Raw genomic sequence first — 10990 nt, forward strand, 5'->3', positions numbered from 1 at the left:
GACCACGATGCTCCTGATCCATTGTCCATATTGCGGCGCGCGCGCCCAGGACGAATTCCATTATCGCGGCGATGCGAACGTGGAACGCCCGGCCCCCCATGCGGGTCAGAAGGCTTTTTACGATTTCGTCTACGCTCGGGACAATCCACGTGGCTGGCATGTGGAGTGGTGGCACCACTACGCCGGCTGCCGGCGGTGGGTGAAGATAGAACGGAACACCGTCACGCATGAAATTCGGACGGTCAAAGGGCCAACCCAGGACACACGGTAGCGATCCGCATGAGCGCGCATCGTCGGCTTCAGGGCGGCCATATCGACCGCTGCAAGCGCCTGACCTTCCATTTCGACGGTCGGCGCCTTTTCGGTCATCCAGGCGACACTTTGGCGTCGGCCTTGCTCGCCAGCGGCATCCGCGTAGTCGGCCGCAGTTTCAAATACCACCGGCCGCGCGGCATCATGACGGCGGGGCCGGATGAGCCGAGCGCATTAGTGGAATTGCGTGTGGGGAGCCGCACTGAGCCCAACACCAAAATGACGGAAGTCGAGCTCTATGAGGGTTTACAAGCCCGAAGCCAGAACCGTTGGCCGTCGCTGAAGTTCGACCTGATGGCGGTAAGCGGATTGTTCGGCAACATGATCTCCTGCGGCTTCTACTACAAGACGTTCATGTGGCCGGCTTCCTTCTGGGAAAGGTTCTACGAGCCACTAATCCGGCACGCGGCCGGTCTCGGCCGCGCCACCTGCCTGCCGGATCCCGATCACTACGAGGCGGTACATGCGCATTGCGACGTACTTATTGTCGGCTCTGGACCGGCTGGGCTCGCAGCGGCCCGCGTGGCGGGTGAGGCTGGCGCCCGTGTGATCCTCTGTGAGCGCGATTTTCTGCCCGGCGGCGGGCTGCTGCTCGATCCAGCTCAGGAGATTTGGCGAAAGGAGATGATCACGGCACTTGAACGGATACCCGACGTGCAGATTCTGCTGCGCACCAACGTATTCGGCTATTATGACCATAATTTACTCGGCGGCGTTGAGCAGGTCAGCGATCATGTCCCCGAGCCGCGCCCGCATGCGGTCCGGCAACGCTACCGCACGTTTCGTGCCAGACATGTGGTGCTGGCCACCGGCGCGAGTGAGCGGTTGATCGCTTTTCGCGGCAATGATCGACCCGGTGTAATGATGGCAGGTGCGGCGTTAACCTATGTTCACCGCTTCGGCATCGCGCCCGGAAAGCGGGCCGTCGTCTTCACAAACAACGACAGCGCCTATGCGACGGCCTTTGCGCTTGCCGCGGCGGGCCTCGATGGCGTCGTGCTGGCCGATGTTCGGCGCGAAAGCAGGCTAGCCGCGAAACTGCGGGCGCACGACGTCGATGTCCGATTGGGGGTCGAGGTGAACGGTTTTGGCACGGACGCCGTCACCCTCGAGGCGCAGAGCGGCGGTCGCAATACTGTTAGGGCGGACCTTCTCTGCGTTTCGGGAGGCTGGAATCCAAACGTGGATCTCGCCAGCCAGTCCGGCGCCAAGCTGACCTGGGATGCGGCGCTGGCGACGTTCATCCCCGGCGCGCCGGCGCAGGCCGAGCGTTCAGTTGGGGCCGCGCATGGTATTTCAGGGATCGGCGAGGCAGCGCGCGACGGGTTAGCTGCGGGGCTGGTGGCGGCCAAGATCTCGGGCTTTGGCGGCGGTTGTCTTGATTTTCCGCTGCCTGCACTCGATGGCTCCTGCGCATCGATCGAGCCTCTCTGGGAAGTCAAAACTTCGGGTAAGGCCTTCGTTGACCTCCAGCATGATGTTACTGCGAACGACATCCGGCAAGCCCACCGTGAAGGATTTAGTCATATCGAGCACGCCAAGCGCTACACGACGCACAGCATGGCCACGGATCAGGGCAAGCTGGGGGGGCTCCTAGGCGCCGCGATCCTGGCTGAAGCCCGCGGCGAGACTTTAGAGAAAGTCGGTCTGCCGACTTTCCGGCCGTACACCAAGCCAGCCGCCATTGGCGCGCTAGCCGGAGGGGCAACAGGCAAACGTTTCCAGCCGGTCCGGCGTACGGCGCTGCATGCTTGGCACCTACACAATGGAGCGGTGATGAAGCCAACCGGACCGTGGTTGCGGCCGTTCTATTACTCCGCTGCGGCGGAGACCGGCTGGGCAGCAGTCCTGCGGGAGGCGCGCGGAGTTCGGCAAAGTGTCGGCATTTGCGATGTATCGACACTCGGTAAGATAGATCTGCAGGGCCCGGATGCTGCAACCTTCCTGGACAGGCTCTACATCAATTCATTATCGCCAGTCGCGGTCGGAAAATGCCGCTATGGCCTGATGCTGCGCGAAGACGGTATCGCGTTCGATGATGGCACGATATCACGGCTCGACCGAGATCATTTTCTGGTCACCACAACAACTGCCAACGCAGAGGCGGTCTTGGAACATATGGAGTTCTACGCTCAGACCGTCTGGCCGGAGCTCGACGTGTCCCTCTGCTCGGTCACCGATCAATGGGCGCAAATCGCGGTAGCAGGTCCTCGCAGCGGCATGACACTGGCCAATGCGGTCGAGGGGCTTGACCTCTCCAATGCTGCCTTTGGCTTCATGTCGGTGGGCGAGGGTAGAGTGGCCGCTATACCAGTCCGAGTTTTTCGGATCAGCTTCTCCGGTGAACTAGCCTATGAGATTGCGGTACCATCGAGGCATGCCTTGACCGTCTGGCAAACGATCCTGACTGCGGGTCAAGAGTTCGGCATTGTGCCTTACGGGCTGGAGGCGATGGACCTGATGCGGATCGAAAAAGGTCACGTCGCCGGATCGGAGCTGAATGGACAGACGACTGCCGCCGATCTCGGTATGGATCGGATGATGAAGAGTACGGGAGATTTCATCGGACGAGTGCTGAGCGCCCGTCCGGCCCTAGCTGATCCTAGCAGGCCGCGGCTGGTCGGTATCCGCCCGATCGAATCAGGCATGCCGCTGCGCTGCGGAGCTCATCTCATGTCGAAGCTGGGATCGGGCACGAGCCTGGGTTGGATCACGAGCGTCACCCAGTCGATTGTGCTCGGGCATTGGATAGGCTTGGCTATGCTTGAGAACGGTGTCGCGATGAATGGTAACACAGTTTACGCGGTTTCTCACCTTCACGACGAGACGATCGAGGTTGTCGTCTCCAGTCCAAATCACGTCGATCCAGAGAATGTCCGTGGTCGCAGCTGATTGCCCTTCCCGTTTTGGCGAATTGACGAGACCAAGTCATAGTGGTCCGGCCGGTCCAGATGTCATCTCGATCGCACAACGGCCGGCAACACTGATTCACCTGACGGCGCGCCGAGCCCAGCAGCCGGCTCTTGCCGCCGCAGTCTGGGAAAGATTTCAGCTAAATCTGCCGCAGCCGAACCACTTCGCAAGCGACAACGTTAATACGCTGATCTGGATCCAGCCGGAAGGCTGGTTGCTCGAAGCGCCCGTGGATACCGGCAACACTCTCTGCTTGGAGTTGAAGTCCGCGCTGGCCGGCATCGCTGCGGTGGTCGACCAAACCCATGGCAAATGCGTCCTGCAGGTGTCTGGCCGTACGCGCGAGGTTCTTGCCCGATGTTGTCGTCTCGACCTGGATCCTCGAATCTTTGGCGCGGGACGTAGTGCAGTCACGCTTGTCGCCCAAGTGTCATGTGTTCTGCTGCAGGTTGACGCGACGCGGTGGTGCTTTGACCTGATTGTCGCGTCGACGTACGCGCAGTGGCTACTTGATGAATTGCAGGAAGCGTCTCGTGCCTTCGGCTCCGTGCGCGATAGTGCAGCGCTTGGCAAATGAGCGGGCCAGTTCCGGCTCCAGCCTTTCCGCTATACCTAGGCCTCCAAAGTCCAAACCGCGAACGTCTTAGCACGCAAGCGCCCCGAGCCGATTACTACGCAACAATCTGTTCCTATCGTGCCGCTCCGCTCGTCAGCTTACCTTCTTGGCGGCGTGCTTGGTGAGGGTGTCGCCTTGCGCCATTGGTCTATCTGTTCCAATGCATTTTGGGCTTTACGTCTGTTCACTAAGCTGAAGGGTTCGCTGCACATTTATCGATGCTCTTCCTGATTCGGTTCGACGCAGATCGGCAATCCAGAGTTCGCGCTCGAGAGAATGGATGCTAAGCTTCATTGATTGAAATATCCTCATGATGGCGTCCAGTCTCGCCTTTCAGCACATCCGTCGGTGATACCGTCCGTTGCAACCCGGGGATCAACCGATCACTTCTCAAGAATGCTTCGTCACTGCTGAACGTAAACGTGTTCAGTCCGACCGATCAACAGGTAAGACGATATCGCCTCACCAGAGTAGGTAGGGTCGCGATGCATTCTGAATGGTGTAAGATCAGTTGGTAAATCGCCATACAAGTCGCGATGCGCTTCATCACGATGAGACGGAGTGTAGCAATGACAATCAGTCGGTGCGCTGCAGCTACGGATATTTGCAAACGCGAAGCCGCCCCACATAAACGCATCAATTTTCGATAGGATTCGATTCCATGAGTACGTCTCCACCGTACGGACCTCTCGACCAAAGAAGCCGAAAGATCCAAGTCAGTCGGTCGCCAAAGAATTCTCAGTAATGTCCCAGCTGCTTGCCGATCTCCGAGGAGCAGCTATCGCCAACTAAACACGTTCAATCGCTATCCGGCTAAATGTGATGCCTACATGCAAGTGGACCGCTAAAATGAATATCGACGCTTTCGCAGCTCATGAGTCCAACGTTTGTCGGTATGCGCGGTTGTTCCCCACAGTCTTTACGAAGGCCCTTGGGGCGACCGTCTGGGATGAGAGTGGCAAAACTTACATCGATTTCCTTGTAGGGTCTGGAGCGCTCAATTACGGACATAACAATCCGAATATTATTGCGTCAGCGATTGAATATCTCAGCAGCGGGAACATTCTTCTGTCGCTTGATATGTACACAGCGGCGAAACGTGACTTCATCGAAGTGCTAGTCAATTTTATCCTGAAACCCAGAGGGCTTTCTTACAAAATGCAGTTTCCGGGCCCGACCGGCACAAACGCTAACGAAGCGGCATTGGCTCTCGCTCGAAAATATACCGGTCGCTCGAGTATCATGGCCTTCACAAATGCGTTCCACGGAATGTCCCTCGGCTCTCTGGCAGTGTCGGCCTCGAGCAGCAGACCAGGCGGTGTTGCTCGCCAGGATGTAATCCGTATTCCCTATGACGACTACCCGACCCGGGCTTTCGATTCGGCAAGTTACATTGATTATGTGCTCGGTGATCCGGGGAGCGGCATAGAGAAGCCCGCTGCGATTATTCTGGAGACAATCCAGGCGGAAGGTGGCATGAACACCGCATCTGCAGCTTGGCTGAGGGCAATTCAGAACATTTGTCGCAAGCACGACGTTGTTTTGATTATCGACGATATTCAAGCAGGCTCGGGACGAACGGGCGATTTCTTCTCATTCGAGTTCGCGAAGATCGAACCCGACATGGTGTGCCTTTCGAAATCCTTGAGCGGTTCAGGTACTCCGTTCTCTGTCGTCCTGATTCGTCCCGACTTAGACGTATGGAGCCCGGGAGAATATAGCGGCACCTTCAGAGGCAACAATCTCGCCTTCGTTACGGCAGCGGCCACGTGCAAAATGTGGTCCGACGCCCAGTTTACTGCGAGGGTCGATCGGATGGCCGTCAACCTACAGAGACATCTTGACCGTCTGGTTCTAAAATTTCCCGAGTCCATCGAACAAAAACGCGGTCGCGGTCTGATGGCCGCCCTCAAATGTCGTTCGCGGGCCATCGTCGACCGCTTGCACAATTTCGCGTTCCAGAACGGGCTGCTGATCGAATCTTCGGGGGCCAATCTTGACGTCATTAAAGTCCTTCCTCCGATAAATATTACCGATGACGAACTTGATCGGGGCATCTCCATTCTGAACCATGCGCTACAGGAGCAAGCTAATGGTAACTCCCCAGGTATTCCAGGTGCCAGCGATCTCGCCTCTTACGATCAAAGAACGAACCGGATCGATCAGCACTGCGGAGATAATCTCGGTTCTGAAAGGGGAAATCACTTGCCTGCACATTAAGCAGGCGTTCAGTCTCGAAATGGCCGAGCAGATCAGTGCGAACTTTAATCGTAACCCCGGTCTCAACGAACGAAAGGATGGCGTTCCCGGACATTACATAGGCGCGTCTCATTACAGGAACGCTCCAGGCACCTATTTCTCTGACGCGAAAAATGCCCGCCCGTTCGTGGACGCACTTTTTGGCGACTTGGTCGATCCGGTCCGTGGACTATTTGACGCGTTGAAACGCGAGCTCCACAATCAAGGCATCGAATTGCGGTTGCTGCATTCGGAGCACGGCCAAGCTAACGTCTGTCGCGCTATCTGTTGGTCTGGAGCCGGAGTGTATGCGTTAGATCCCCACGACGACGTAGCTCAAGTTCTATGTGCAGGCACGGAGTCGGAGCTTCCTAGGGTCGCGAACAACACAGTCGTAGCGCTCAATCTGTATCCCCGCATGCCCGAGCAAGGTGGCAATCTGCGGATCTGGAGTCATAAGCCGACAGTCGCCGATCGAAAATCGCAGCAAGTGGAGACCACGGGCTATCCGTATTCGGCAGCTTATCTTGAAGGCGTTCCTTGTCATGATGTCCAGCTCAAGGCTGGGGATGTCGCGCTGATCGACGGCGGTTTTATTCACGGGGTCACCCGGGAATCGCGCGGTGGAAAGCGTCGCCTTCTGCTGAACAGCTTTCTGGGATTTGCTCGGCCCGATCTTGTACTCTGGTGGACTTAAGTGTGTACTCGTCTGGCTTCCGCGGGCGGTTGGGGCACCGATATAGCTCGAAGACAAGACCGCTTTCAGCGACAGACGTCGCGATCGTTGAAAGGCTGGTGTTATTCTGACTGCCTTGCGCTTCAGATGCTGCTGGTCTTGAAAAACCACCAAGTCTCTTCCGTCGTCGGGAGGAGGACGTGCACATTGCCGATGGCAGACGTGCCCAATTGCCACTTTGTGCCGAGCCGCTTCACTGTAGTTCCAGGAAGTATTGTAAAGTCCCCACATTCTCTCGGAGTGCTGAATGGCATCACAAACGCCTCGCTCCCTCGGCCTCCTGCATCTCGAACGCGGGCTGTCGCTAGATGGCGCTTCGCCCGGCTCATTGATGAATCCGGCGACCTTCCACTTCCCGATTCTCTTGGAAACGGTGGAGGGTGCTTGGGCAGATAGAGTAATTCAGGGCGATCCTGGGCTGGAAGCGGCCTATATCGCGGCCGCCCGACGCTTGATAGAGCAAGGCGCGGTAGCAATCAGTTCGACCTGCGGCTTCTCTATCCGGCATCAGGCGGCAGTGGCCGCATCGGTGGAAGTGCCTGTGGCGACGTCAAGTTTGCTCCTACTGCCAATGTTACTCCGTCAGCTACCGAGGTCCGCCAAAATCGGGGTTGTGACCGCTGACTCGAGGCACTGCACCGAAGATATGCTTGGCATCGACAGTCGTGCCGAACGGGCGAGGATCGTGATCGGCGGCATCGAAGGTGGCGAGCTGTGGCGCAACGAAATGCAGCGTCCTCCGGCACCGACCGACACTGCTGATATTGAGGCGGATGTCGCCCTGTGCGTCGCACGACTTCGGGGCGGGGATCCGGAGATCGCGGCCCTCCTGTTCGAATGCACGGCCTTCCCGCTAGTTAAACAGGCGATTCGCCAAATAACAAGGCTACCAATTTACGACATTGTTGACCTGTGTCGGATCATGATGGCGTCCGTGTCGTAGGGCTCGCTATGTGCCCGGAAAAAGCGTCAAATCTTCTTCTCCGCAAAAGGACCGCGCCAGAACGATTATCCACTATCACAGCGGAATGGCATCGCGTCCCCTGGAGTACTAAAAGATGCCGGATTGCAAAGCCGTCGAAATGCGGCCGCAGTGCTACCGGAATCGCGAGTTTCCGTGCTTTTGTCTAGACATTCATCACGATCTTCATGCTCCGCTCCGCTTCCGGACTGCGTCATGAAACGCTGGCGCAAGTCGTATCCTCACTTCCACTTGCAGTCCGACTTCGTTGCTTTGGCCCAAACACAACTGGGCGTTTCCTTGCAGATGCAAAGATCACCCGAAAGCGTGTCCGGCGGGCTCTTACCACAACCCTTGACGGGGTGTGCCGCACCGGAACACTCTTTCGCGCGCGGTGAGGCCGATGTCACCGATGGCAGCGTCGGTGAGTGGCCGCCACATCTTCACTAGAGTTACGGTGAGCAGCGTTTGGTAGGATAAGTGTAACTAGTTATGGCAGCTTACAGTCGGAGGCCGATGATGATGATGCGTTTCCTTCAGTGCTCGTCTTGTGATGGTGTCGCCGGTGATGCTCTTTGAGCCAGCTTGCTATCCCTTGAACGTCATTTTTGCGGCGCGGTTGCCAATAGCCATCGGGTGACCGGCCGCGACGTACTCTCCTTCACTCTGTTGCGGCTCATCCTGAGCCCCGAGTAATCCCATTTTCTACCTCCCTCCTTGAGCCAGTGCAATGCGGACATCTCTCTAGCCTAGCGTTCGAGCGGCGGTCGGTTCAGGCCGAGCGGCGTCGCACACGCGCGATTTGGGCACTATCCGATGATGCGTTCGGCGTCGTCGGCCTAGCTCCGGCAAGGGAGATCGGACTGCGACTACTCGGGCGCCTTGACCTTGTTAGGGAGAGCCTTTGAGTGTACTTGCCATTCGATCAGCGCCGCCAGCGAACAAATACGCGACAACCAATCTCAAGCGCGGACATTTCCCGAGCGTTGCATTGCCAATGAAGATGTCTGGCCCAGGCCATGGCGAAGTCATCGGCAACATCGAACCGGTTCCTCCTGCGATGCTTGGGGTCTTACAAGACACTCCGTACTTCTACGCCACCTAATCGTGAGTTTTTCGCAGATTGAATCCGTCTTCCGACCGGAACCATAGTCGAAGTAAGGAAGCAAGCCCAGTCGCTCTCTTCAAGAGGACGCAAGGCGCACGGATCCTCGCCAGGCCGTGGCATACAGCCATCCGCGAATACGTCCCCCTGGCCACAGCGGGTTTTTGAGAATGCGCGTGTTGCCATTGAAGTGAATGATCTCGCAACCTCGTTCGACGATCTCGATGCTCATTCTGCGGGACACGAGGGTGAACAGCCGATCGGGTCCTAGCGCCGTGGCCAAATGCTGAACTTACTTATTGTTACACGTTTCCGTGTCATCTCGCTCTATTGTTCAGGCGAAATCGAGTTCGCCAGCAAGCCCGTACTCCGAGGCAAGGGCGCGTAGTTTCGCCCAGGTCGTATTCTCGATTTCGATGCCGCTTATCGTGCGTTCCTGCTGGCGCAAATATCCGATCTCGCCAGGGTAGAACACCCCCGATGAACCCTCAGACGGCGGTGATGATTTCAGATAGTGCGCGAAGCTGGCCACCTCTTTCTTAAATCGATCAAGTGGTCGAAACGCTTCAACTTTGAACGCCGCCATGAAGCAGCTGTTGTCATCGCGACCGCTTGGCTCAACTTCGAGATCCGCGCCGGTGAGTAATCCGCATAACACTTCTATCATTGCCGCGAGACCGCTACCCTTGTATCCCTCGGTACCACCAAGCGGCAGCAGCGCACCTCCTCTGCAATAATCCTTGGGATCTGTAGTGTGCCGTCCCTCAGAATCGATGATCCAACCCTTGGGAATTGTCTCATCTCGCGCCACCGCTAGGAACACCTTGCCAGCGGCCACCGCTGAGGTCGCCATGTCGAGAAGAAAGGGACCATCGAGATCGGAGGGCACCGCTATCGATATCGGGTTGGTACCGAGTCGGGCCTCTCGGCCACCAAACGGAGCAACATATCCCGGTGAGCGGCCCGTATCCGCTGCCGCGAGCCCGATCATCCCTGCGTTTGCCGCCATCAAGGGATAGGCGGCGAGCCGTCCAACATGACTTTGGTGGTAGACAGTGCAGGCGGCGACATTGGCAGTCGCTGCCTTTTCGATTGTGAGCGCCATCGCCTTGGCGCTGACATGGAACCCAAAACCCCAGTTGCCGTCGATTACAGCAGTCGTCGGAGATTCCTGCACGATTTTCCACGGCGCGCTTGGCACGATATGCCCAGCCCTGATGCTATCAATATAGGTCGGAATGAGAATGACGCCATGTGAATCATGGCCAGCGAGGTTGGCGTTGACGCATCCCGCGGCTACCGCTTGTGCCTCATCGTCCGAAGCTCCGGCGGCTTGCAGCAGCGCTACACAGATGCCGATGAGACGATCAGCTTTTATGACCGGAAAGCGCTCCTCCTTTACCTGTCCAAGCGCTTGGCTCTCGACTCCACTCATAAGTTCCTCCTCGATTTAGGCCATTTGCCCGATAGTGGCGCCCGGCGCGATGCAAATTGCTTGCCGTCCCAGACCACACGCTCGTCAACTAGGTTGATCGTCAAAGGGAGCACGCAAATGAGCAGCGAGTGCGAAACCCGACACGTTTCGCAAGTCATCAAGCGAAGCTGTCGAGATCGGTGGATGTCAATCACGCACGACAATTGACCGGCAAGCGTCTACCCCTTGCATTGCCGTTCGATCTGGTGGGGCTTGCGCGCGCCTTCTGCGGCGGTTCTTTCCTCGTCCTACAGTGGTGTGACGCCCACGGCTTTCCGAGGAGCTCTTCACTTCACGAGAGGGATATTTATTGGGGGACCACGTCGCGTAGCATCGGTGTACGCTTTTGTTGGTGGACTCAACCGGTCGGTGCAACACTCTAATCTTTTAGCAAAAGATGGAGTGTGGGCATGAAGCGGCGACGTAGCATCTATTATTCTGCGGTTCAGCGGTCTGAGATCTGGGATCGCTGGCAGGCTGGCGAGTCCATGAGGTCCATCGGACGTCGATTTGACCGGGCATCGTCGTCAGTTTTTTCCGTGATTTCGCCAACGGGTGGCATTCGTCCACCGGTTCGGCACCGCGCCAAGCAGGCGCTTACGCTCTCTGAACGAGAGGAGATTTCCCGATGGCTC

7 protein-coding genes are annotated in these 10990 nt (G+C 57.5%); 6 read left to right on the top strand and 1 reads right to left on the bottom strand.

Translation table 11 applies throughout. The features are described 5' to 3' along the window. The first annotated feature begins 7 nt into the window (after positions 1-7). The 6 genes from A3AI_RS46980 to A3AI_RS49045 all read left to right on the top strand — a co-directional run bounded on the left by A3AI_RS46980 (position 8) and on the right by A3AI_RS49045 (position 7758). Positions 8-271: a sarcosine oxidase subunit delta gene (locus tag A3AI_RS46980; RefSeq protein WP_084801212.1), complete on the top strand. Its 264-nt coding sequence runs from the start codon at positions 8-10 to the stop codon at positions 269-271. A gap of 8 nt (positions 272-279) precedes the next feature. Beyond that, entirely contained in the window at positions 280-3204 is a 2925-nt protein-coding gene (locus tag A3AI_RS0140215; RefSeq protein WP_036051506.1) for a sarcosine oxidase subunit alpha family protein, read from the top strand. Next, on the top strand, positions 3185-3802 hold the full coding sequence (locus A3AI_RS44645) for a sarcosine oxidase subunit gamma (RefSeq protein ID WP_198030348.1): 618 nt from the start codon (positions 3185-3187) through the stop codon (positions 3800-3802). Before A3AI_RS0140215 ends, A3AI_RS44645 begins: the two co-directional genes overlap by 20 nt. Positions 3803-4690: 888 nt before the next feature. Then, positions 4691-6061: a diaminobutyrate--2-oxoglutarate transaminase gene (gene ectB, locus A3AI_RS0140225; protein ID WP_024520896.1), complete on the top strand. Its 1371-nt coding sequence runs from the start codon at positions 4691-4693 to the stop codon at positions 6059-6061. Further along, the gene (locus A3AI_RS0140230) at positions 5958-6776 is read left to right on the top strand and encodes a 2OG-Fe(II)-dependent halogenase WelO5 family protein (RefSeq protein ID WP_084801214.1); all 819 of its coding nucleotides are present in this window, start codon (positions 5958-5960) and stop codon (positions 6774-6776) included. Before ectB ends, A3AI_RS0140230 begins: the two co-directional genes overlap by 104 nt. Before the next feature lie 286 nt (positions 6777-7062). Beyond that, positions 7063-7758: an aspartate/glutamate racemase family protein gene (locus A3AI_RS49045; RefSeq protein WP_024520898.1), complete on the top strand. Its 696-nt coding sequence runs from the start codon at positions 7063-7065 to the stop codon at positions 7756-7758. Between the two features lie 1457 nt (positions 7759-9215). On the opposite strand, the gene A3AI_RS0140250 is transcribed toward A3AI_RS49045, so the two are convergent. Further along, positions 9216-10316, bottom strand: coding sequence for an Ldh family oxidoreductase (locus A3AI_RS0140250; RefSeq protein ID WP_024520899.1), 1101 nt, complete (start codon positions 10314-10316; stop codon positions 9216-9218). Between the last annotated feature and the right edge of the window lie 674 nt (positions 10317-10990).

The sequence above is a fragment of the Bradyrhizobium sp. Tv2a-2 genome, assembly GCF_000472425.1.
Lineage (GTDB): Bacteria > Pseudomonadota > Alphaproteobacteria > Rhizobiales > Xanthobacteraceae > Bradyrhizobium.